Annotated in this window: 20 protein-coding genes; 11 read left to right on the top strand and 9 right to left on the bottom strand. The window is 41.3% G+C overall.

The features are described from left to right. Window positions 1-17: 17 nt before the first annotated feature. On the top strand, window positions 18-2828 hold the full coding sequence (locus tag E2R53_RS10570) for a DEAD/DEAH box helicase (protein WP_133311720.1): 2811 nt from the start codon (window positions 18-20) through the stop codon (window positions 2826-2828). 5 nt (window positions 2829-2833) lie between these two features. Here E2R53_RS10570 and E2R53_RS10565 read toward each other — a convergent pair whose 3' ends face one another. Continuing rightward, entirely contained in the window at window positions 2834-3244 is a 411-nt protein-coding gene (locus E2R53_RS10565) for a (deoxy)nucleoside triphosphate pyrophosphohydrolase (RefSeq protein WP_133311719.1), read from the bottom strand. 133 nt (window positions 3245-3377) lie between these two features. On the opposite strand from E2R53_RS10565, the gene E2R53_RS10560 reads away from it, so the two are divergent. The 3 genes from E2R53_RS10560 (at window position 3378) to E2R53_RS10550 (ending at window position 6617) form a co-directional block, all read left to right on the top strand. After that, complete coding sequence (locus E2R53_RS10560) at window positions 3378-3701, top strand: nucleoside triphosphate pyrophosphohydrolase (RefSeq protein ID WP_133311718.1); 324 nt, start codon at window positions 3378-3380, stop codon at window positions 3699-3701. After that, window positions 3698-6124 carry a DEAD/DEAH box helicase family protein gene (locus tag E2R53_RS10555; protein ID WP_133311717.1) on the top strand — a complete coding sequence of 809 codons (2427 nt, stop codon included), beginning with the start codon at window positions 3698-3700 and terminating at the stop codon, window positions 6122-6124. Before E2R53_RS10560 ends, E2R53_RS10555 begins: the two co-directional genes overlap by 4 nt. A 115-nt stretch (window positions 6125-6239) precedes the next feature. Then, complete coding sequence (locus tag E2R53_RS10550; RefSeq protein ID WP_133311716.1) at window positions 6240-6617, top strand: hypothetical protein; 378 nt, start codon at window positions 6240-6242, stop codon at window positions 6615-6617. A 91-nt stretch (window positions 6618-6708) separates the two neighbouring features. Here E2R53_RS10550 and E2R53_RS10545 read toward each other — a convergent pair whose 3' ends face one another. The 3 genes from E2R53_RS10545 to E2R53_RS10535 all read right to left on the bottom strand — a co-directional run bounded on the left by E2R53_RS10545 (window position 6709) and on the right by E2R53_RS10535 (window position 10269). After that, window positions 6709-7581 carry an RNA polymerase sigma-70 factor gene (locus tag E2R53_RS10545; protein ID WP_133311715.1) on the bottom strand — a complete coding sequence of 291 codons (873 nt, stop codon included), beginning with the start codon at window positions 7579-7581 and terminating at the stop codon, window positions 6709-6711. Window position 7582: 1 nt separating this feature from the next. Beyond that, on the bottom strand, window positions 7583-8869 hold the full coding sequence (locus tag E2R53_RS10540; protein ID WP_133311714.1) for a phytoene desaturase family protein: 1287 nt from the start codon (window positions 8867-8869) through the stop codon (window positions 7583-7585). 569 nt (window positions 8870-9438) lie between these two features. Further along, window positions 9439-10269, bottom strand: coding sequence for an aminoglycoside adenylyltransferase domain-containing protein (locus E2R53_RS10535; RefSeq protein ID WP_133311713.1), 831 nt, complete (start codon window positions 10267-10269; stop codon window positions 9439-9441). A 150-nt stretch (window positions 10270-10419) separates the two neighbouring features. On the opposite strand from E2R53_RS10535, the gene E2R53_RS10530 reads away from it, so the two are divergent. Then, window positions 10420-10839, top strand: a complete 420-nt coding sequence (locus E2R53_RS10530; protein WP_133311712.1) for an SRPBCC family protein — start codon at window positions 10420-10422, stop codon at window positions 10837-10839. After that, window positions 10840-11163, top strand: coding sequence for an ArsR/SmtB family transcription factor (locus E2R53_RS10525; RefSeq protein ID WP_133311711.1), 324 nt, complete (start codon window positions 10840-10842; stop codon window positions 11161-11163). Between the two features lie 331 nt (window positions 11164-11494). Here the strand turns inward: E2R53_RS10525 and E2R53_RS10520 are convergent, their stop codons facing one another. Continuing rightward, the gene (locus tag E2R53_RS10520; protein WP_133311710.1) at window positions 11495-12037 is read right to left on the bottom strand and encodes a GNAT family N-acetyltransferase; all 543 of its coding nucleotides are present in this window, start codon (window positions 12035-12037) and stop codon (window positions 11495-11497) included. A gap of 104 nt (window positions 12038-12141) precedes the next feature. Between E2R53_RS10520 and E2R53_RS10515 the strand changes: the two genes are divergently transcribed. The 3 genes from E2R53_RS10515 to E2R53_RS23565 all read left to right on the top strand — a co-directional run bounded on the left by E2R53_RS10515 (window position 12142) and on the right by E2R53_RS23565 (window position 15041). After that, window positions 12142-12696, top strand: a complete 555-nt coding sequence (locus tag E2R53_RS10515) for a GNAT family N-acetyltransferase (RefSeq protein WP_206197374.1) — start codon at window positions 12142-12144, stop codon at window positions 12694-12696. 67 nt (window positions 12697-12763) lie between these two features. Beyond that, window positions 12764-13663, top strand: coding sequence for a DUF3895 domain-containing protein (locus E2R53_RS10510; protein ID WP_133311708.1), 900 nt, complete (start codon window positions 12764-12766; stop codon window positions 13661-13663). Between the two features lie 43 nt (window positions 13664-13706). Next, window positions 13707-15041 carry a hypothetical protein gene (locus tag E2R53_RS23565; protein WP_286166142.1) on the top strand — a complete coding sequence of 445 codons (1335 nt, stop codon included), beginning with the start codon at window positions 13707-13709 and terminating at the stop codon, window positions 15039-15041. Window positions 15042-15226: 185 nt separating this feature from the next. Here the strand turns inward: E2R53_RS23565 and E2R53_RS10500 are convergent, their stop codons facing one another. Both E2R53_RS10500 and E2R53_RS10495 read right to left on the bottom strand, forming a co-directional pair. Beyond that, complete coding sequence (locus E2R53_RS10500; RefSeq protein ID WP_133311707.1) at window positions 15227-15469, bottom strand: hypothetical protein; 243 nt, start codon at window positions 15467-15469, stop codon at window positions 15227-15229. A 46-nt stretch (window positions 15470-15515) separates the two neighbouring features. Then, entirely contained in the window at window positions 15516-16139 is a 624-nt protein-coding gene (locus E2R53_RS10495) for an HNH endonuclease family protein (RefSeq protein ID WP_133311706.1), read from the bottom strand. 627 nt (window positions 16140-16766) lie between these two features. Here E2R53_RS10495 and E2R53_RS10490 point away from each other — a divergent pair. Beyond that, the gene (locus tag E2R53_RS10490) at window positions 16767-17735 is read left to right on the top strand and encodes a nuclease-related domain-containing protein (protein WP_133311705.1); all 969 of its coding nucleotides are present in this window, start codon (window positions 16767-16769) and stop codon (window positions 17733-17735) included. A 340-nt stretch (window positions 17736-18075) separates the two neighbouring features. Continuing rightward, window positions 18076-21153, top strand: coding sequence for a pullulanase (locus E2R53_RS10485; protein ID WP_133311704.1), 3078 nt, complete (start codon window positions 18076-18078; stop codon window positions 21151-21153). Window positions 21154-21244: 91 nt separating this feature from the next. Here E2R53_RS10485 and E2R53_RS23235 read toward each other — a convergent pair whose 3' ends face one another. Together E2R53_RS23235 and E2R53_RS10480 are read right to left on the bottom strand one after the other, a co-directional pair. Then, a complete protein-coding gene (locus E2R53_RS23235) occupies window positions 21245-21391 on the bottom strand; it encodes a hypothetical protein (RefSeq protein ID WP_165970955.1) in 147 nt (48 codons plus the stop codon). A gap of 75 nt (window positions 21392-21466) precedes the next feature. Continuing rightward, entirely contained in the window at window positions 21467-22594 is a 1128-nt protein-coding gene (locus E2R53_RS10480; protein ID WP_133311703.1) for a 2-methylaconitate cis-trans isomerase PrpF family protein, read from the bottom strand. Between the last annotated feature and the right edge of the window lie 68 nt (window positions 22595-22662).

Genomic DNA, 22662 nt, shown 5'->3' with positions numbered 1-22662 from the left:
TCGTCAGGAGACTTAATATGATCGTAGAAGAAAAACTGATCGTAAATTCCGATAAAGGAAATTTATTAAATGAACTATCACGTTCCATTTTAGAGTGTGAACGATTTTATTTCAGTGTGGCATTTATTAATTTTAGCGGTCTACAGCTTTTACTAGATTCTTTTAAAGAAGCAGAAAAGCGCGGCATTAAAGGGAAGATCATTACCTCTACCTATCTCAATTTTACAGAAGCAAAGGCCCTTCGGAAAATAAAGGACTTTGAACATATCGATTTAAAGGTTTTTGTGACAGACAAGGAAATCGGATTTCATACGAAGGCTTACATCTTTGAATATTTGGATCACTACAAGGTATTCATTGGATCTTCCAACTTAACGCAAAGCGCGCTGAAAAGTAACATTGAGTGGAATGTAAAAATCATGACCAAAGAGGATACGCATTTTATTAAAGAGGTGTTAAGTGAATACAATCAGCTTTGGGATAGAAGTTCAGAGGCAGATGAAGATTTTCTTAAAAGATATGAAGAGTTTCTTAGTAAGCTGACTGCACTTACAACGAAACAGTATCTTATTTATGAAAATACCGACTACATCATACCAAATAGAATGCAGAAACGAGCAATGGAAAACCTCGAACGGTTACGTTCCTTTGGAGAAAGTAAAGCATTAGTAATTGCGGCAACAGGTACAGGGAAAACCTATATGTCGGCTTTCGATGTGAAAAATTTCAAACCACGCAGGCTCCTTTTTATTGTACATAGAGAAGAAATTTTGAAAAAAGCGAAGGAAACGTTTGAAAAACTGATCGTAAATGAAGCAAAAACATTTGGTTTGTTAACGGGTAATCATAAAAATAAGCATGCAGATTATGTGTTTACAACCATACAGACATTGTCTAGATGCTATCACGAATTTAGAAAAGATGAATTCGACTACATTATTTTTGATGAAGCCCATCACGCAACAAGCCCAAGCTATGAAGTAGTCCTTAATTATTTCGAACCAGCCTTTACATTAGGAATGACGGCTACACCTGAACGGAGTGACAATCATAATGTTTTTGCATTATTTGATAATAACGTAGCAATCGAAGTGCGATTACATGAGGCATTAGATGATGAACTCATCATCCCCTTTCATTACTTTGGCATAACAGATATAGATGGAATCGACTTAAGTGATGTTGATATTGACAATATTGCTGAGGTGACGAAGCGTTTAAAAGTAAATGAACGAGTAGACTTTATTATTGAAAAGATGAATTTCTATGGTCACGATGGGAAAAAGAGAAAGTGTTTGGGCTTCTGTGCAAGTGTAGATCACGCGCATTACATGGCGGACGAATTTAATAAAAGAGGGTATAGCAGTGTAGCTTTATCGGGAGAGAATTCCGTGGAACAACGCTCCTATTTCATGAGTCGATTAGAAAACAACGAAGATGAGTTAGAGGTTATTTTCACCGTGGATATTTTTAACGAGGGTGTTGATATCCCATCTGTTAATTCCGTGTTAATGCTAAGGCCGACAAACTCTCCAATTGTTTTTATCCAGCAGCTGGGGAGGGGACTTCGTAAACATGAAAGCAAGAGCTTCCTAACCGTGCTCGATTTTATTGGCAACCACAACAAAGCCTTTTTAATTGCTCTTGCCTTAAACGGAAGCCGGTACTATGACAAAGAAAGCTTAAAGGTTGCCATTGCAACGGATTTTGCGAATATTCCTGGATGTACTCATATTCAAATGGATCGGATTTCCCAAGAACGAATTTTAGAACAGATCGATAACGAGAACTTTAATTCTATGAAATATCTGAAGGAAGAGTATTTCGAGTTTAAGAAAATGAACCAAGGTCATATTCCTTATTTATTACTGGATTATTTGATGTTTGATGGAGCACCGGACCCTATTAAATTTATTCAAAAGGAAAAAACCTATTTAAAGTTCCTAAGCAAGGTTGAGAAAGATGATTACATTAAGGGCATGCTGAGCAACGAAGCATTTGAACGTGCACTAAAAGAACTATCGGATATGCTTCCATTAAAAAGAATTTACGAATTTGTGATTATAAAATATTTAATGGAAAATGAAATGATTTCTGTGGATGCTACGAAGGTAGAGTTATTGAAGTATGTGACTGAAGTTCATGAAGATAGTATTAATCACGCATTTGAATGCTTAAATCATGACTACTTTGACAGCGTTCAAAAGAAAAGTAAATTGAAACTGGTCGACTTGGTAAGTGGAATTCTTCGTAAAACAGCAGGTTTTTCAACTGTATTGAATAATCCTGAGTTTAGAAGATTTATAGAGGATATCGTGAATTATGGCATTTTCCGCTACGAAAAGGACTTCAAAAACTTGGATTACGGCGTACCGCACTTTAAGCTCTATGAACAATACCAAATGATTGATGCAGCCCTCCTATCCAACTATCGAAAAATCCATAGCTCATTTAGGGGCTCAGGACTACTGACAAACGGGAACGATTATTTTCTTTTTATCGATTTGCACAAAGAAGAGAATATCAAGGAAAGCATCAATTATCAGGACAAATTAATCAACGAAAACACATTCCAATGGCAGACACCAAACAGTACGAGCCAAAGCTCTGAACGTGGAAAGAATATCATCTTCAATGCATCGAGGGGGATTAACCTTCATTTGTTCTTGAGAAAATATAAAGAAATCGATGGAAAAGTAGAACCCTATATTTATATAGGGAAGGGAGATGTATTTGAATACGAGGGAGAAAAACCAATAACCGTTCAAATACAATTAGAACATGAACTACCCGCAACTCTTTATACAGAATTCGTCGTAAAAGTATAGTCTTCTCAATGCGAGAAGACTATTTTTTCGTTTATTAAAGCTTCAACTGCCGGGACATCAGCTGGTGCCCAATTCAGTGAAGCAAGATTTTCACGCTTCAACCAAATCAATTTAGAATGCTCACTCGGCTCAGGCGATCCTTCAGTGATACGAGCTTTAATGCATAAAAGAGTAATGATAAAGGTTTCATATTCATGAGTATGTTCGTGAAATAAATAATCAGTCTCAATCATACATCCTAATTCCTCATCAATCTCTCGAATCAAAGCAGAATAGATATCTTCATCCTTCTCGACCTTCCCTCCAGGAAACTCCCACATGTTCGGAATGGCCATCTCTGGAGATCTTAACGCGCAGAGGATTTCGTTTTGATCGTTTTCAATGATTGCTGCGACGACTTTTAGTGATTTTTTCAAGGTGGAATCCTCCTCTTAAATAATTTCAATTATATTTTATCATAGAGAACCTGCTGAAAAAGATTTTTCTATTAATCTCTATTCCTGTAAAATAGGGATTAATTAGAAAAAATTGTCTTGAAGGAGTTATCTCATGCCAGCCTACAACAAACTAGTCCGAGATCGTATCCCGGAAGTAATCGAACGTACAGGAAAATCATTTAACACAACAATATTAACGCAAGAAGAATACATAAAAGAACTAAAAAAGAAAAGCTATGAAGAACTTGAAGAGTATATGTCAGTTGAAACTAATGAAGAAGCATTGGAGGAACTTGCAGATCTTCTTGAGATTATCCATGCATTCGCAGCTGTTCATGGTTCTTCCATTCATGAAGTAGAAGAAATTCGCAAGAGGAAAGCTGAGAAACGCGGGGGATTCCAGGAACGAATCTTCTTGGTGGATGTTGAAGATTGAGTAAGGTTCAGCTAATAACCAATCAACTTGTTGAACGGCTGATTGAAAAAATGGAAACAGCTGAAACCATTTATATCTTAACTTCCTTTGTCATGAAATCTGGCGTAGATTTACTAGAGAAGTCATTGCTGAAAGCAGCTGAGCGGAACGCCGACATCAAAATCTGTACAGGAGATTATTTGTACATTACTCAGCCTGAAGCGATCGAGAAGCTTGCTGCAATCCATCCATCAATTGAAGTTCGGATGTGGAAAAGCAATGGGGTCAGTTTTCATCCAAAAGCCTATTTATTTGAAGATGAGAGAAATGGGACATCGATTATTGGTTCTTCTAATCTTTCAAGGTCCGCTTTAACGAAGGGCTATGAATGGAACATAGAAGTAGATGAAGAGTCTGATGGGGACTTATTTATAACTGCTGCTCAGACGTTTCTTGAAGTGTTTCATCATGAACAGACGATTCCTATAAATAAAGTGACGGCAGAATTGTATAAGTCAGAATATGAAATCTTCCATGCTAAAATTCCTCAACTCGTGAAAAAGGGGACGGCGTTAGAAGAACAGGATTTAATGCTTCCTGTTTCAGACGAAAAAGCAGATCTTGTAAAAGATCCTCCAGTCATTTACGGATCCATACAACCAAGATTTGCACAAATTGAAGCATTAGAAGAACTAAACACTGTCTATGAATCAGGATACGATTCCGCAATGATCGTAATGGCGACCGGATTGGGGAAAACATACTTAGCGGGATTTTTTGCAGAGGAGTTTCCAAGGATTTTATTTATTGCTCATTTAGAAGAAATTCTTTATCAGGCAAAGTCATCTTTTGAAAAGATCATCCAAAATCGTTCGCTTGGAATCTATAATGGCAAAATAAAAGATTCAAAAGCATCTATTGTTTTTGCTTCTATCCAGACCTTAAGCAGAAAAAAGCACTTGGAAGTTTTTGATGCGCATGAGTTTGATTTAATTATTGTCGATGAATTTCATCATGCAGCTGCAGCTTCCTATCAAAAAGTAATCAATTATTACAAACCAGCGTTTCTACTGGGAATAACAGCAACTCCAGATCGCAATGATAATCGTGATGTGTACGATCTCTGTAAAGGAAATGTTGCGTATAAAATTGATTTTCTTGAAGCGATTGAAAAGAATTGGCTGTCTGCATTCAAGTATGTAGGTGTATACGATGATACAGATTACTCCAGGATTTCTTGGCTGGGTACAAGATATGATGAAGAAGAACTTTTGGCCGCACAGCTCAGACATGGGATGGCTGATAAAATAATAGAGGCCTGGGAGAATCATAAACAGTCTCGGACAATCGTCTTTTGTTCTTCTATTCGACAAGCTGACTTTTTATCACAGGCTTTTTCAGATAGAGGATACAGAACAGTAAGCCTGCATTCACAATACAAAGGACACAATCGGAATTTCTTTATAGAACAGCTTGATCGAGGGCAACTGGATGCGATTTTCACAGTGAATCTCTTCAATGAAGGGGTAGATATCCCATCTGTAGACACTCTTTTATTTGTAAGACCGACAGAATCATTGACCGTGTTTACTCAGCAAATAGGACGCGGATTAAGGCTTCATCCTGATAAAGAAAAATGTGTCATTATCGATTTAATCGGAAACTATCGAAATGCAGACCTTAAGCTTAGTTTGTTAAGGGTTCCTGCGGCATTAGATAAGAGTAAATCAGGTGTTTTGCCAACGCTGCCTGCAAATTGTGTGCTCGATTTAGAGATGAAAGTCATTGATTTGCTGAATGAAATGATGAGGAAGAAGCAGCCGAGAAAAGAGATGCTGCTGGCTAATTACAATATGGTAAAAGAAGAACTAGGGAAAAGGCCTTCGTATTTAGAACTTCATTTAAAGGGAGCAGAGCCAGCTTCGGCCTATAGAAGTGAATTTAAATCTTACCCAGCTTTCTTAAATTGGGCAGATGAGCTCCATGAAAATGAGAAAAGGGTTTTTGAAACATATAAGGATTGGTTTACTGAAGTTGAGAAGACAGGAATGACGAAGAGCTACAAAATGATCGTGCTTCTCTATATGCTTAACAAAGGTCCTGAAAAATGGATGAAGCCAATTACACCGGAAGAGGCGGCGCCATTTTTCTTTAACTATCTGACTGAAAAAGAATATAGAAGAAACATCGATTTTTCAGGAAAAGCAGCCATGGAAATGTGGAACGGAGATTTGAATAAAGTAGCCAAACTTATAAGAGATATGCCGATGACTAAATGGAGCGGGAGTTCGAATGGATTGGTTATCTTTAATGAAGGTGAATTCTCTTTTAATCTTTCGGTGAATGAAAATGATGAGTTGCAATTGTTTAGATGGACAAAGGAGATTTGTGAGTATCGTTTGCATGAGTATTTTGAGAGGAAGGATAGTAAGGTTTTAAAATAGTAATTAAGATTCAACCGTCCTCACTTTTGGACGGTTTTAAATTTATTTATAATCAACTCTCTTTAGTAATTTCTAGTTATTATTAAAAAACAAACTAATTGAGCTGCAAGGTAATTTGAATGAACTAAAACAGTGGGAAAAAAGCAGTTATCGTGCTTACAATCTTGAAAAAATTCAATCAAGTATTATGGGAGCTTCTGAGGAAGAAAGAATCGAACTTATTAGAAAACATATTTTATCAGTGGATCCTAATGATCTTGGCGGATGCTGTATAGACATCTACTTAGTAGCTTATGTTGCCGAGACTTACGGAATAGGAAAGAAAGTGTTTATTGATTATGTGTTGAAGAGAGGAATTACAGAAAAAGAAGGATCAGCACAAGCGATCTGGCAAGTAGGAAAAGGTGATGGCGTTTATTTGAAAATCTTGAATGAGGACGGCTCAATTAAGGATTGGAACTTTATCGCTGCGTGGATTAAAGGAGTTAAGTAAACTTAGTTTGAGTCTACGAAAAATAAGTGCCAGACTCCCAGTTCGCTAACGCTATAAAACAATGGAGAGCAGCTGAGAGACTGCTCTTTTATTAAGTGATATGAGTGAGCTTCTCCGGGTTCATGACGGAGTAAATCGTTTGGATTTTGTTGTCCTCGATGTGTAGGGCGAGGGCCGCATATACTTGCTTCCCGGCGTATAGAATGAGGCCTGGCTCCCCGTTTACGGAAGTGAAGGAATAGGTCATGTCATGCGGGAGTTTTGATAGAATGCCCATGTAAAAACGGGTGATGCGTTCCGCGCCAAGGATCGGGAAGATGGCTGCTTTTACTTTTCCTCCGCCGTCCGTTAAGAGGGAAGCATCCGCAGACAGGAGGCTGAGCACTTTGTTGGTATCTCCTGATGCAAGGGCTCCAAAAAACTGTTCGGCGAGCCATTTTCCCTTTTGGGTCATTTTAGGTGCTTCCTCTGGGGGAACGATGCTCCTTTTTGCCCGCGAAAATAGCTGCCGGCAATTGGTGCTGCTCTTGCCGACGATCTCTGCAATTTCCTCATAGCTGTATTGCAGCACTTCTTTCAGGATAAAGACCGCACGTTCTGTCTCGGATAATTGCTGAAGCAGCAGGAGATAGGCCATGGATACCGATTCTTTTAAGAAGACTTGGCCGGCCGGGTCGCCGCTTGGACTGTTTTCGGTAATCAGCGGTTCAGGCAGCCACGTTCCTGTATACTGTTCCCGTCTCTTTGAAGCAGATTTTAAAAGGTCGATACAGCGGTTTGTCACCATTTTGCATAAATAAGCTTTCTGATTTTGAATAGCCCCTGTCTCTGTTTCACTGAATGTAATGAACACATCCTGAAGCAGATCCTCCGTATCCTGTATACTGCCGAGCATACGATACGCCAAAGAGAAAAGCAGGGGGTGGTGCGAGGTGAAAAGCAATTCGGATTCAGTCGGACTCATATTATGCCTCCTTTACCATTACAGGATTTGCAGATTGTTGAATGATTGCGGCTGCCGCTCTTTTCGCACTTGCAAATGCCGCATCTGCTAGCAATTCGCTGCGTCCGGCTCCATCTCCTGCAATATAAAGACCGGGGATATCAGGAACAGCTGGACCTAGGGGGAAATAATCATTCAGGGCACATGAACCGTTCGAGACCGCTATGTGAGGTAAGTACTGATAGCCTTCCAGTTCCTTTCTCCAGCCTGGCTGCATCAATTCCAGAACGTTTTCGAGCTCTTTTTGATCAGACGCGGCGTTGGAAGCTTCTTCCGTCCCCAAGTACTTGATGAGACTGATTACGGAGGAGCCGTTTTCACTTATTTTTGCAGCCCTCGATTGATTGGTTAACAGGATCGGCTGATCGATGCCGATGGCAAATTGCTCGCCAGGGCTTGGAAGCTGACGGAGTGAAACGTCGAGACAGGCGGCATAAATAGGTTTGACGCGCTGTCTCCAAGTATCCAATGAGGTTCCAGCCGCTCCTTCTGTCAGAGAGAAGGTTTGTTCAGGGCTTGCAGTTGAAAGAACCTTCGGAACTTGAATTCTGTCCCCGTTTTTTAAGGTAATCACAAATCCTGATTCTTTCTTAATCGAAACAACGGATTGATGAACGATGGCTGCGCCGGAATCGATGGCCTTTTGCTTTAACAGATCTACCATGGGTTGCCACCCTCCGTCAATATAGAGAACCCCATTCATACCCCTCTGCACTTGATCAAGCACAATCGCCGCCTGCTGATTTTCAGGTCCGATGCAATAGGTAGAAGTCCTGCATAAAGCGTAAAAAGCATGCCGGACCATTGGATCGGTCAACTCAGCCTCAGCCCAATCCCGTAAGCTCATCTTCCCAATTGACGCTGGCTGCAGATTCTTCAGCTTTCTCATCACGTTTCCGAGCTCAATTTTACCGGACAGCGTTAAAAGCTTTGTGGATATGAGGGAGGAGAGGTTTGCAGGAAGTGTGAAAAGCGAGCCGTTCCAAATGGCTCGGCCTTTCGTATCTGGGATACCGCCCGAAAGTTCAATCTCCAGATCAGCTAATACCGCTTCCGCTGGGCCCCCTTTGTAGAGGGCATGAGCGCCGATATTAAAATAGGCTCCGTTCTTCTTAACAGTTTTTGCCCGTCCCCCAAGAGCTTTCCCCTTTTCAATCACCACAGCTGATATCCCGGCCTTTGCCAAGTACACCGCCGCCGTCAATCCTGAAATACCTCCGCCAATGATCGCTGCTTCATATTTTTTCATCGCAAATTCCCTCTTTCTGTTTTACAAACAAGACGAAGAGGTGTGGTGTTCTGTGACAATTTTATTTATAAATTTTAAATGAGGACGGCTCAATGAAGGATTCGAACATTATTACTGCGTGGATTAAAGGAGTTAATTAAATTTAGGAAGTCTCCAACAATCAAGATGGAGACTCTTATCTAACATTCTATTTTTATGAAGAAACAATCATTTTACTTTTAATAACCCCGCTCTTAATCAAATTTTTCAGTGCACCATCATTTTTATACCTAAAATAAATAAGCAAACGACCAAAATCTTTCTTTGACAGCGCTGAGTCCTGAACTCCAAGTTCATAGCCGTCCCAGGGATCAGGCACCTTTTTTTGCAGCTCGCTGCTTGAGCAATATTGGTAGGGGTTATTGCAGTGGGAAAGTTCACATTTAACACCAATTTATTTAGAAACCCCACGAATTATTTTCAAAATCCCTCCAATTAAATGGCAAACCCCATGAATTAATGACAAAACCTTGCGAATTAATTTGAATATATGCAGGAGGCTTGTTTTGGAGCGGAAACAGGTACCTTTCTTACAAATTATTACACTCATTAATAACAAACTTAATATACTTCAAAGAATCATTTCTCCTCTTAATCATCGATCTATAAAGAGGGAACTTATCCCCATTCCGAATGCGCAGCGCTTCTGTGATGATTTGGTGAAACTCTTCAGGAACCGTACGCAACGCATATTTCCCTGCCCCCACTTTTGATGTGATATCTTCTTCTCGAATGGAGTAAAAAAGCCTTGTGACTCCAAGTACTCCCCACTCGATCATGCTGCCGCTTAAATATAGACCCAGAAATTGGAGTGATGTGACACGTTCACAACCCTTCACCCAGTTAAGCCAATAGCCATTGATGTTTTCAACCAATTTCGTTTTTAAGTGCTTCCAATCTGCGGGTAAGTTATACGTTTTAATTGGAAGTCCTTTTACTACTATGCCGTATGTCTTTAGTTGATAAGCATCAATCCAGTTTCGGCGGAAGGGTTGGTATATCTGGAGTTTGCCTTCATTAAAATACGGACATGAGGACTCTCTTGCGTTACGTCCTTCTAGATCTTCACGCGTCACATACATGCCATCTAAACTTGGCGTTGGAAACTGTTTTTTCATTTCTTGATGAACCTGTTTTAAGACTTCAACATCAGTTTCCGTCAGCTTTTCTTTTACAACTCCATAAAAGTCCAAATCGCTTTTTCCCTCTTGATAAGCACCTAATGAAACGGATCCATACAGATAGAAAGATTCCAGCACGTTTGGCAGTCTTGCCTCTAACATTTTCAAGTAGGAGTCAACTACTATATTCACATCTTTTGGCAGATGGTTACGTTCATTCGTTGATTTGAGTTGTGTCATTGTTGTTGCCCTCGTTTCATTTCTTTCCTCGTAAATATTCTCGACTAGCAGGATAAGCTCCTCTTTCACGTATTGACATACAACTAAAAGGTGTTATATTATAAACGTACAACCAAATGGTTATATATTGATTGTAGGAGATGAACGTTTATGGCAACATTACCGGATATAAAACAAACCGCAATTTTCAACGCACCGATCCAAAAAGTGTGGGATTCTGTATCGACAGCGGAAGGTATGTCAGTTTGGTTCATGCCAAATGACTTTAAAGCTGAGGAAGGGCACGAGTTTCATATTCAGTCTCCTTTTGGTCCTTCGCCGTGTAAAGTGTTAGTGATTGATGAGCCGCACAAGCTTTCTTTTGCATGGGATAACGATGGCTGGGTGGTAACGTTTCTTTTAGAAGAAAAAGGAGATCAGACAGAGTTCACCTTGATTCACAGCGGATGGAAAGAAGACGATGATGTGATTGGAAAAGCGAATGAAAAGAGTTCTGTTATTCGCGACCGCATGAATGGCGGCTGGGTTGGTATTGTTAATGAAAGATTAAAAAAGGTTGTTGAGAGCTAAGTGGCGGCCCCAGCAGAAAAACACGATGTCTTTAAAGCGATCGCTGATTCAACAAGACGTGAAGTATTGAGGCTGCTAGCAGAAAATGAACGGCCGATTGCAGAAATCGCTGAACACTTCGCTATGAGCCGGACAGCTGTGACAAAGCACCTTCAGATATTGACGGAAGCAGAACTAATATCTGGAAGAAAAGAAGGGCGCGAAAAGATCTACCGGCTGCACCCCGAGCCGTTAGCTGAAGTGAAGCAGTGGCTCTCTTATTATGAGAAGTTCTGGGAAAATAAGTTGTCGATGTTGAAGCATTTAGTTGAAGACAATAAGTAAGAAAAAGAGGTTCGCTCAAAGTGATTTCTTCCTTTGAAAGAACCTCTTTTGTTACATTTTATTTCTATAATAGGACACACGGTTTTCCGATGCTTCCATTATCTGAATTCAAAATTGCCAAAACCTCATGATCCCTCCCATGCAGTGGGAAAGTTCACATCTAACTCCAATTAATTTAGAAACCCCGCGAATTATTTTCGAAATCCCTCCAATTAAATTGGAAAACCCATGAATTAATGATAAAAACATGAGAATTAATTTGAATATATGCAGGAGACCAGTTTTGGAGCGCACCCGCCTGCGTTATGTTGACGTCGAGAATAGGCACCTTTCATTCATCAGCAGGATTCAAAATCGCCAAAACCTCATGATCCTCCCACTTCCCGTTAATCTTCACATTCTTTCTTGCAAGTCCTTCTTTATGAAATCCTGCTTTCTCCAGTACTCGAATCGAGCCAATGTTGTGCGGCATGACGCCGGCTTCGATGCGGTGGAGTTTGAGTTCTTCAAAGGCGTATTGAACTAGTAATTTGACTGCTTGGGTTGTGTAGCCTTTTCCGTTGTGGGATTGGTCCAGGAAATAGCCGAGAATCGCGTTTTGCAGAGAACTGCGCATGACTTGGAAGAGGCTTATGGTGCCGAGTAAGCGATTGTCCTCATTTAGGAAGATGCCGAATTGATATTCGGTGTCTTCTTTGCTTTTTTGTTCGTATTCTTGGATCATGGTGCGCTGCGTTTCCAAGGTGTAAAAGTCAGGTGTGCGGATCATGGAGAATTGTTCAAAGAACTCGCGGTTTTTCAGCTGCAGCTGAAGTCTTGCTTCTGCGTCCGCGATTGTGAAAGGCCTTATATGTATGTTTTCATTTTTTAACATCGAATCATCTCCCTCTCTTAATTGTAGCGAAAGATGAAGGATAAACAAGGTAAAAGGTGGAATAGGGAGGGTGGAATTGTTTAAAAGGTCAGGGAGTGAGTGACATGAAAATTGAAATTAGAAGACCAAAAATGGAAGATATGGATGAGCTGAATCGGTTTTTCAGTAAAGTCATTAGGGATACGTTTGAAAAAGAAGGAATCTCGGAAATGGTTGGTGATATGAAAGATGAAATGGCATGCAAGATACAATACTTAAAGACTGATTTGGAAAGTAATGGGGAGAATCGGTATTTTTTGATCGGTTTGGATGGAAAAGAGATTGTCGGTTCGATTGAATATGGTCCTGTAAGTGAGCTGATTGTTAGCTGCACAGATGGAGCGTTTAGCCGATTGAGCGAGATAGGGACTGTTTTTGTTCATCCGGATTATCAAAAACGAGGGATAGGGACTCTGCTTTTAAATGTCATGCTCCTTACCTTGCAGAATAGAGGGATCAGCGAATTTTGCCTTGATAGTGGTTATTCGAGTGCACAGAAAGTCTGGAAGAAGAAGTTTGGTGAACCTGATTATTTCCTGCAGAATTATTGGGGAGAAGGGTGCGACCATATGATTTGGAAAAGGAATTCGGATGATTTTCCCTTGCAGTTTCATTTGTAAAATTAATAGAATCTTAACAAGGAAAACTTTGGATAAGGACGAATAGTACGTAGTGGAGGTGGCATCCATGGATTTTTATTTTGAAGCGGAGGAACGGGCTGAGATTCTTGAAGAGTTAACAGAAGAGCAGCGGGTGTATTTGCTTGAGAGGTTAAAGCGCGGAAAACGGACTCTTTTTTCAAATGAGCTGGTGAAAAGCAAGGGGACTTACAGTGGTTCGGAGCAGGAGCTTGACCGGGAAATTAACGACTGGGAGTTTATTGAGCTGCTTGACGGTGGCCTTGGGAATCGCCCGTTTCGCTGTGAGTGCGGGATGCCGCTGAGGTATCAGTATATTGTGAAGAATACAGAGACAGGCGAAATCAAGAAATTTGGAAAAGATCATTTTGAATTTCATACCGGGATTCCGGCGTCTGTTGTGAAGGAAATCATCAAAGGGTTTACGCAAATCGATTTTGAGCTGGATGAAATTCTTTATAAGGTGATGAATGGCTGGGATCAAAAGGTTTTAAAAGAAGCGAAAGCGATGGGTCTCGACCATGCTGAAGAGGTGCAGGATCTTCTTGATCTCGACCTGCCTTTGTTAGACCGGCAGATTAATAGAGTTTATCGAATGATTTTGAAGGAGAAAGAGGGACGCCGTAAGGAAATACATCAGCCTGCAGCCGTTTCGACGATTACAAGAGCAGCTCCAAAGAAGTTAACAGTGATTCCTAAAGTGAATTCGCCACTTGGGGATGAGATTCATCAAGCGATTATTCGCTTAATAGAAAACACGGGAACGATAAGTGTGCTGGAAATCTGTGAGGAAATCAGTGAGTACAGTCATCCGTTTAAAGGATATTATGACTCTGGAAAACCGAAGTCGTTTGTTTATGTGGCGATGGTGATGGATCAGCTTGTGGCTCAAGGAGTCTGTCAGTTAGACAGTAAGACGTTTGAGGATCGGTGGTATTCAGTGATGTAGAGGTTTAACTATCTTAATTTTTGCTATTAGGGGTGACAAATTCATGTACCAGCCAAAAGCATTCGGAACGTTTCTGAAAAAGAAGAATCACATTTTCCGCCAGTCCGCTTATCTTCAATGGGGTGAGAGTGAAAAATCAATCGGCAGTTTTTTGCTGCTGAATCCTGGAAGTGCCAGTCATGAGACTGTAAAGGATTTGCGCGATGGGCAAAGTGTTTTTGCACCTATTTCCCTGGATCCCACAATGAAACAAGTGGTGAAATTGGTTGAAGCCTTTTATCGTCTTGAGCCTTTAAATGGAAGAATTCATTTGTATAATTTGTTTACGCTTCAGAACACGAGGGACAGTGAAGCCATTGCTCAAATTGAATATTTTGGCGGAAGAGGGATGGTTCTTCCTTCTGATATGGAAGTTCCGCTGAGTGAGCTGAAACAGAATCCTTGGATTTGCGTCGGGTGGGGAGTAAACAGTAGAAGTACATACACCTTTTTAAAAGAGCTGAAACACAGCTGGATGGAGCGAATCAATCAAGCAGGCATTCCTTTCTTTGGTAAAAAGAATCAAGATGGCGATTTTTATCATGTATGCCCTCAGTTAACAGCTCAAAGGCATTCAATGATAGAAGAGCTCAGACAATTGTACGTGCAGGAGGTTAAACCCCGAGAACTATCTGAGATTATTGAATTTACGGTTGCTGCCACTCGTCCTAATCTATTTCTTGGTCCTTTTACTACCTATTATGATGAAAATGAAGGATGGGCGGTTTCGAGAGATAATCCTGAACGTGTGATTCAAAGTTTTTCACAGCTGAAGATTCGAAAAGGGTATAAACTGAGAGCCTATCAATATACAGCTGGAGGAAATGGAAATTCTGCCGTATACGCTATTCCGCATGACCGGGAACTGCCGCCGCCGGAAGAATGCATGTATTCGGATGAGCATAGTTTGGAGCACCCGAAACCGGACTTTGCCTATGATCATGTTATGCAGGCAGTGGACGGGGATTATTCTCCGTTATCCTACTTGCAGGCAGCCATTGCCTATCATGAAATCGGGGAGTTCGGCGCGCTGTGGCACGGGTGCTATTGGAGTGCGGGCGATATTTTGCCTATAGATGAGATGGAATACAAAGAGGCAAGCAGTGTCGTAGACTATTTGTATACACTTGGTGAATGGAATGAATTTAAAACGATCCCGCCTTCACTCAGACCGGTTTTCTTCTATGAGAATGAAAGGCCGACTGTTATCTTTTATACGAAGAACGATGTGGGTATGGTCAAACTGAGCCGGTATACACATCGATTTGAGAAAGACAGTTATGTTCAGAAGGTGGAGTGTGAGGATTTGGCGTTTGCGGGGCTGGGGATTATTTTTTGATAGAAAAAGTGCCTGACCCCAGTTCGCTAACGTTGTAACGCAACTGGGGTCAGGCACCTTTTATATGTTCACATTTAACTCCAATTCATTTAGAAACCCCGCGAATTATTTTCAAAACCCCTCCATTTAAATGGCAAACCCCATGAATTAATTTCAAAACCCTGCGAATTCATTTGAATACGTGCTTATGGGCGCTCAAGTACCTTAACAAGCATCTCGTGAATGACCCCGTGATCACGCAAGTCATACAACCGGTATTTCTCACCTGGAAGGGAATACCACTCCTCAGCCCCAACATATGTAATGGCGAGAGTTAGGTCGCCGTCATCATTGCACGTTGTGACAAGCTCAAGGTCACCGCTGATTACGCCAACCTCAGAGGTCATGACACCGTGGGTTGCTGTAAAAGTGGTTGACTTCTTTTCCATAAAAGCACCTCCATTCTTTTTAATCATCGTTCGTACAGCTATACAATCAATAAGAGCAACTATTGAGCATGCTCTGAAGCGCGGTCTTCTCTGAAGACTGCAGGCTTAAACTCCATTTGTACTTCGTACTGATCCACCACTTTGAGTATCCGCAGGCTGCGCCGGAACGGGGCGGCTGCCATGTAGATGGATCCTGGTCACCTTTGGAACGGTTGGTGCTGGCGCTTACCGCAATCAGCTGAGGGCCGCTTAAGTCGTTGGCAAAGTCCTCACGTTTGTCCGTTGTCCAGCTGCTTGCGCCGGAACGCCACGCCTCAGCAAGAGGGACGACATGGTCGATATCAAGATCTGATGGATCGTAGAACGTTACACCGTCGTAGTAGCTGTACCACTTGCCGGACGTCACAGGGCAGCTGCCGCTGTAGTAGTCGGCATCACGCTGAAGCACCAGCTGGCGGGTGTCACAGCCGCTTCCTTGACTGATCCAATGGGGAAACTTGTCACGGGAGTAGCCTGTCATGGAGCCCTCTGTCTTCACGGTCAACGCGTTCAGCTGGGATTGAGCCGTGGACTTGGACGGAGTGCCGGGTGGCAGTGCATAAGCGTCCGGTAAGAATAATGTGAACGAGAGAACTAGTGCAAAAACAAACAACATCGTTTTTTTCAGCATTTAAATGCCTCCTGTATGTAATTTTTATATCAATCTCTCAGGTGAGAGGTTAACAACAAACGCGAAGCAGCCACTGGATTGTAATATTATAGTTAAATGGAAATTTATATCTCCATTTGAAATGATAGTATAATAATAGATTTTTTTACAAGTTAAGCATTTGTAAATCCCTTAACATTTAGGGGGAGACATGTAAGTACATAAGAAAGAGAAACGGTAAGGCTCCTTGAGTAAGAAGGGTAATAAGTAATAAGTATTTTTAAAAATGAGGATATTGTATCAAAAGATCTCTGAATGCAGTATTTCCATGAATTTTTCAATTGTAAATATTATCAGAAAATGAGTACATAGAAGGATAGGTGCCTGACCCACAATTCGTTGATGCTATAACGCAAAGGGGGTCATGCAGTGGGTAAGTTCACATTTAACTCCAATTCATTTAGAAACCCTATGAATTATTTTCAAAACCCCTCCAAATAAATGGCAAACCCCGTGAATTAATTTCAAAACCCTGCTAATTAATTTGAATACAAGCTAGAGGCTTGTTTTGGCGCAAGGCACCTTTCTTAAATTCTTTATTCTCATCCCAAATGAAGAATGCTATAATCATCCCGAAAGGAGCTAGATATGATAAAAAAAGAACGGAAAATCCCCATCATCATTCTTCAATATGAAGCTTTGCTAAGGAGAATCCCCCCTGACCATCCGAAACGTCCTTACATTCTTGAGGAATTGGCAAAAAGCAAGGCAGGCTATAATGGTGAAAAGTCTGTCGATTACCACCTTGCCATGATTGATCAAAAAAAGCATTACATTTACCACGGTTTACGACTGGAGATTGGCCCTCATATTTTCCAAATCGATTCGCTGCTTGTTTTAAAAAATCTCCTTATTCTAATTGAAACGAAAAATATTCTGGGGACTCTTTATTTTGACGATCATTTCAGTCAGCTTATTCGCACTTTGAATGGTGTTGAAACGGGCTTTTCAGACCCGCGGCTGCAAGTTGACCGGCAGGAAACATTGCTGCAGCAATTCCTGAAACAAAATCATATTCCATGCCCTCCTTTTAAAAGCCTTGTTGTCATCAGCAATCCATCAAGCATTATTAAAGCCTCATCTTCCCTTAAGAAAACCAGTATTATTCATGGTGCAAATCTTCCTTCTCTAATAAAAAAACTGGAGTCTTGTCATTCAACTGAGATCCTGTCAGATAAAGAATGGAGTAAACTTTCCCGGGTTCTTTTGAAAAAAAACACACTTTCCATTCGGAAGATCTTGCCCAAATTCAATCTGGATGAAAAGGATCTTATTCGAGGTGTTTATTGCCCGAACTGCCAGCTGCTTCCCATGGATAGAACGTTTTCCTCTTGGAGTTGTCAACATTGCCGCTTTTCCTCGCGAAGTGTATACCTTCATTCGCTGATTGATTATGCTCTCTTGATTTCACCTGAGATTACAAATAAACAAGCACGTGATTTTTTGCAGCTGCCTTCAAAGTCTTCTGCTTATAATCTGCTGCGGGCATTTGAACATTCAGGTGAAACGAAGGGGAGAAAGTATCAATTGAGCTCGCTGCTTGAGCAATACAGGTAGGGGGGTAAGTTCACATTTAACTCCAATTCATTTAGAAACCCCGCGAATTATTTTCAAAACCCCTCCAATTAAATGGCAAACCCCATGAATAAATGTCAGAACCCCGCGAATTAATTTGAATACACGGAGGAGGCTGGTTTTCAAGCGCAGCCTCCTGCGTTATTTGTTGAATTTTCAAAATTAATGTTGACACCAAGCATATTTTTCCTTTTAATTATAAATGTAAACGCTTTATGAAATCGTTTGCACATCTGCGCAACACCCAGCCACGTATACACACTCTTACCAGTTTCAAAGTTTCAATGAGTACAAGCTACTAAATCATAATGGAGGTTGAAGAATGCAAAGGATTTTGAAAAGTGCACTAGTTTTGATTTTAATGGTTTCATTGATTGTTCCATCTCTGTATTTGCCGAAAGCAAACGCAGCAGAAAAGGACCCGGATCTGCCTGAGAACACGGTCAGAATTCACTATGTGAAGGACGATAAAAATTATAAAGATCTTGGATTATGGTTATGGGAAGACGTAGCGGAAGCACCAAATGAATGGCCAAAGGATGCTGTGCCATTTACCGAGGAGCAAGCTGATGAGCATGGCCGCTACATCGATGTGAAAGTAAAAGAAGGCGCGAAGAAACTCGGATTCCTTGTTGTCAATCGCGTGACTGGCGAGAAAACAGGCGGAGACAAAGTGTTCACGATGCTTGAGGACTACAATCACCTGTGGATTAAAAATGCGGATGACACCGTTTACACATCATCTGAATGGGAAAATCCAATTGGCATTGTCAGTGCAGAAATCGTTTCAAAACAAAAGCTTCTGCTTGGACTGACAAGAACAGAAGGTTTGACGGAAGAAGAGCTACTTGCAGCCATCAAAGTACAGGACGAAAACGGCACAGGCATACCGGTTGAAAGTGTGAAAATCACGTCTGGTTCAACAGTGGAAGTCAGTACTTCTGCAGAACTGACGAATGATTCTTACACCGTTACATACGCCGGTAAATCCGTTGCTGCAACGAAAGGCTGGAGAATGATTGATGAGCTTTATGCGTATGAAGGCGACGATCTTGGGGCTGTCTATCAATCTGGCAAAGCTGTCCTGAAATTATGGGCGCCTAAAGCGAGCAAAGTAACAGCGGTATTTTATGATAAAAACGACTCAGCAAACGAGATCGGCAAGCTCGATTTAGCCTTAGGAGAAAAAGGTGTCTGGTCAGTCGAAGCGAAGCCTGAGAATCTTGGAATCTCTGATTTAAAAGGATACTTCTATCAATACGAAGTAACAAATGGCGGCGAAACAAAGAAAGTGCTTGACCCATATGCAAAATCTATGGCACCTTTCACTGTAAATACAAAAGGTGAAGCAGGACCTGATGGTGATATCGTGGGAAAAGCAGCTATTGTTGATCTTGCAGGAACAGATCCGGCAGGACTTGATTTTGCGAAGATTGACGGTTATGAAAAAAGAGAAGATGCGGTTATTTGGGAAATCCATGTCAGAGATTTCACTTCTGATCCTTCCATTGAAGGGGATTTAACATCTGACTGGGGTACGTATGACGCGTTTAAAGATAAGCTCGAATACATCAAATCACTTGGTGTGACTCACGTTCAATTGTTGCCGGTAATGGCTTGGTACTACGGTGATGAAACGAATATGAGAGAACGCGAGCTTGAGTATTCAGCTGCAAACAACGAATATAACTGGGGCTATGATCCACACAGTTATTTTTCACCGGACGGAGCTTATTCAATGAACCCGAAAGATCCTGAGCTCAGAATCAAAGAATTAAAGGGACTTATTGACGCAGTGCATGATTCAGGAATGGGTGTCGTGCTTGATGTTGTTTATACCCATATGGCAAAAGCAAGCATGCTGAATGATATTGTCCCGAACTATTATGCTTTCCAGGATGCTAATGGAAACTTCATCGGCGGATTTGGAAACAACCTTGCGACAAACCACGTTATGGCTGAAAAGCTGATGGTTGATTCGGTTAAATACTGGTTTGATGAATACAAAATTGACGGCATGCGTTTTGATATGATGGGTGATGCAACGTATGATTCCATCCAGAATGCTTACGACGCAGCTGCTGAAATTAATGAAAATGCTTTATTCATCGGCGAAGGCTGGAGAACGTTTGGTGGTCATCTTTCAGATCCGGCACTTGCTGGTAAAGGTGCCGATCAAGATTGGATGAACAAAACAAATGATGTCGGGGTTTTCTCAGATGAAATCCGCAATGAACTGAAATCCGGTTTCGGATCTGAAGGGGAACCGCGATTCCTGACTGGCGGAGCAAGAAGTCTTGACCTTATTTTGAAAAATATTAAAGGGCAGCCTACAAATACTGCGGCAGATGATCCTGGGGACATGGTTCAGTATATTGAAGCGCATGACAATCTTCCATTATATGATGTCATCGCCCAATCGATTAAGAAAGATCCAGCCATTCCTGCCAACAACGAAGAAATTCATGACAGAATCCGTTTAGGAAACTCCATGATTCTGACTTCTCAGGGAACTGCATTCCTCCATGCTGGACAGGAGTACGGAAGAACAAAGCAATGGTTTGGAGAGGGACTTCCTGAACAGAAATTCCATGCCCTGCAAGATGAAGCTGGAAAAGTGTTTGGCTACTTCATTCACGATTCCTATGATTCGTCAGATGCCATCAACAAATTTGACTGGGAAAAGGCGACAGATGCTGGCACATTCCCAATCAACAACACAACACGCGAATACACGGCTGGTCTGATCGAACTGAGAAAATCATCAGATGCATTCCGACTGGGAAGCAAGGAGCTAGTTGACGCAAATGTTACGATGATTGATGCTCCTGAAATGAACGATTCAGATTTAGTCATCTGCTATAAAAACGTATCTTCAAATGGAAAAGAAAGCTACTCTGTGTTCATAAACGCGGATACAAAAGCAAGAAAGCTTACTCTTTCTGAAGACTTAAGAAAAGGCGAAGTAGTAGTCGACAATGACGAAGCAGGCGCAAAAAAAGTAAAGAAGCAATCAGGATTTAAGCTGAAAAAAGATTCCATTACAATCGAACCTTTAACAACGGTTGTGATAAAAGTAAGCGATAAAAAACCGGGTTCTAATAAACCTGAAAAAGAACAGGAAACTCCAGTTCCTCCGGCTAAACAGCCTGAAGAACCAGGTGACACTCCTGTAAATTCAGACAATCCAGCTGAACCAAGTACGCACGCAGATACAGAACAACCAGCAGGCCAAGAGGCGGCATCTGCTTCTAAAAATCAGCTGTCAAATGATTCAAATGGAAACTTTTTGCCATCAACGGCAACGAACCAATACAACATACTGTTAATTGGCTTAGTGAGCTTGCTCGCTGGAACTGGCCTCTACTTCATGATGAGAAGAAGAAGCGCAGCGGTATAAGAATTTCAAAAAGAGTACTGAATGGCTTTTGCATTTGGTACTCTTTTTTTATTAGCAAAAACATAAAAAAACGCCCGAATATTACTAGGCTTCAACCAAAACAAGGATCATTAAAATAAACAATTTCAGACAGAAACTTGCTGCCTTTTAACTTTTTGAAAGCATCTCTGGCTTCTTTTTCTGAGCTGAATTCGTACATTTTAATGGTTTCCTTTAAAAAGAGGGTAATCACCCACATGTTAGTTCCTCCTTGTGGAGCTGTTTTTTTCTTCTTATTAAATGCTATTTCGAAATGGACATATTATGACTGCTCTCAGGCAAGCATTCCGGAAACATCATAGTTTTTCTTTGTATACACGTACCCTTCCAAGATGATTCGCGCTGTTCGGATGACTTTGATGGCGCGAATGTGACCGGCGATTACATCTGTTTTTGTCTGCATAATGCCTGCCGGATGTCCTAAACGGAAAACTTGATTTTTTACGTCTATGAGATCAGACAAGATTGTATCTTTTAGATATGCGCTGGAAGTTGTACAAATCGCTCCTGTAATAGCAAGGGCCTGATGCGGTTTCTGCATGGACATCATCCTGATGGTGCAATCCATTTCAGAAGCGGATCTTGGTGTTCCAGTTACATCCGTGTAATCCATTGGCGGAGCGATTATGGTCATTTTTGGCACCGCGGGCGATTGTTTCGTTGCGTTTTCTTTTTTTGCAAAACCGCACAATTCAGCTGCCGACGCTCTTATTTCTTCAAGTTCAGCCAATTTTTCCTGCGTAAATTCATGGGGAAGCTCTGTTCCTTTAAGGCCCACATCATTTGCGTTAACGAAGACGAGCGGATTGGCCACATCAACTATTGAAACTTCAATGGGACCTCTCGGTGTTTGAATAGTATCTGCAGCATTTCCGGTCGGATACAGCTTTCCAGTTACGGCACCCTCTGCATTTGTGAACGAAAGATAGATTGGGGAACCTGTTCCGGGAACACCTGGGATCGAACACATTCCTTCTGTTTTGACCCGTCCATTCTCAACCTCTACCTCCGCAATGATGATCTTCTTCGTATTGGTATTATAAATTCTTACGGTCGTAATCGGTTCGATTGCCGGAACAAGTCCCTGCTCAATTGCATAAGGACCGACTGCCGAGGAGATGTTACCGCAATTTCCTTTAAAATCAGCCAGCTGATTTTCAATGCTGATTTGGGCAAAGGTGTATTCGACATCCATTTCTTCTGAATCTGACTTTTTGATAATCGCCGCTTTACTGGTTAATGAATTGGCTCCGCCGAGTCCGTCAATTTGCCTGCGGTCAGGGCTTCCCATAATATCGAGTAAAAACTCATCCCACAGCAAACGATCAGCCGGCATATCTTCAAAGTTCAAAAAAACGCCTTTACTTGTTCCTCCGCGCATCACTACGACAGGCACTTTCATCTCGTAACCACCTTTTCTTATTCATTTTCAAAAAGTACCGGTGCTTTTAAAAATATAGTATGATAGAG

The organism is Peribacillus frigoritolerans, assembly GCF_004358755.1.
Classification (GTDB): domain Bacteria; phylum Bacillota; class Bacilli; order Bacillales; family Bacillaceae; genus Bacillus_P.
The sequence above is the reverse complement of the archived record's forward strand: the minus strand, read 5'-3'. Positions and strand labels throughout refer to the sequence as shown.

Bases quoted from the DNA above. Each gene is read 5' to 3' on its own strand.
- E2R53_RS10570 (WP_133311720.1), top strand. From the start codon at position 18: ATGATCGTAGAAGAAAAACTGATCGTAAATTCCGATAAAGGAAATTTA.
- E2R53_RS10560 (WP_133311718.1), top strand. From the start codon at position 3,378: ATGCCAGCCTACAACAAACTAGTCCGAGATCGTATCCCGGAAGTAATC.
- E2R53_RS10545 (WP_133311715.1), bottom strand. From the start codon at position 7,581: ATGAGTCCGACTGAATCCGAATTGCTTTTCACCTCGCACCACCCCCTG.
- E2R53_RS10540 (WP_133311714.1), bottom strand. From the start codon at position 8,869: ATGAAAAAATATGAAGCAGCGATCATTGGCGGAGGTATTTCAGGATTG.
- E2R53_RS10535 (WP_133311713.1), bottom strand. From the start codon at position 10,269: ATGACACAACTCAAATCAACGAATGAACGTAACCATCTGCCAAAAGAT.
- E2R53_RS10530 (WP_133311712.1), top strand. From the start codon at position 10,420: ATGGCAACATTACCGGATATAAAACAAACCGCAATTTTCAACGCACCG.
- E2R53_RS10520 (WP_133311710.1), bottom strand. From the start codon at position 12,037: ATGTTAAAAAATGAAAACATACATATAAGGCCTTTCACAATCGCGGAC.
- E2R53_RS10515 (WP_206197374.1), top strand. From the start codon at position 12,142: ATGAAAATTGAAATTAGAAGACCAAAAATGGAAGATATGGATGAGCTG.
- E2R53_RS10510 (WP_133311708.1), top strand. From the start codon at position 12,764: ATGGATTTTTATTTTGAAGCGGAGGAACGGGCTGAGATTCTTGAAGAG.
- E2R53_RS23565 (WP_286166142.1), top strand. From the start codon at position 13,707: ATGTACCAGCCAAAAGCATTCGGAACGTTTCTGAAAAAGAAGAATCAC.
- E2R53_RS10500 (WP_133311707.1), bottom strand. From the start codon at position 15,469: ATGGAAAAGAAGTCAACCACTTTTACAGCAACCCACGGTGTCATGACC.
- E2R53_RS10495 (WP_133311706.1), bottom strand. From the start codon at position 16,139: ATGCTGAAAAAAACGATGTTGTTTGTTTTTGCACTAGTTCTCTCGTTC.
- E2R53_RS10490 (WP_133311705.1), top strand. From the start codon at position 16,767: ATGATAAAAAAAGAACGGAAAATCCCCATCATCATTCTTCAATATGAA.
- E2R53_RS10485 (WP_133311704.1), top strand. From the start codon at position 18,076: ATGCAAAGGATTTTGAAAAGTGCACTAGTTTTGATTTTAATGGTTTCA.
- E2R53_RS23235 (WP_165970955.1), bottom strand. From the start codon at position 21,391: ATGTGGGTGATTACCCTCTTTTTAAAGGAAACCATTAAAATGTACGAA.
- E2R53_RS10480 (WP_133311703.1), bottom strand. From the start codon at position 22,594: ATGAAAGTGCCTGTCGTAGTGATGCGCGGAGGAACAAGTAAAGGCGTT.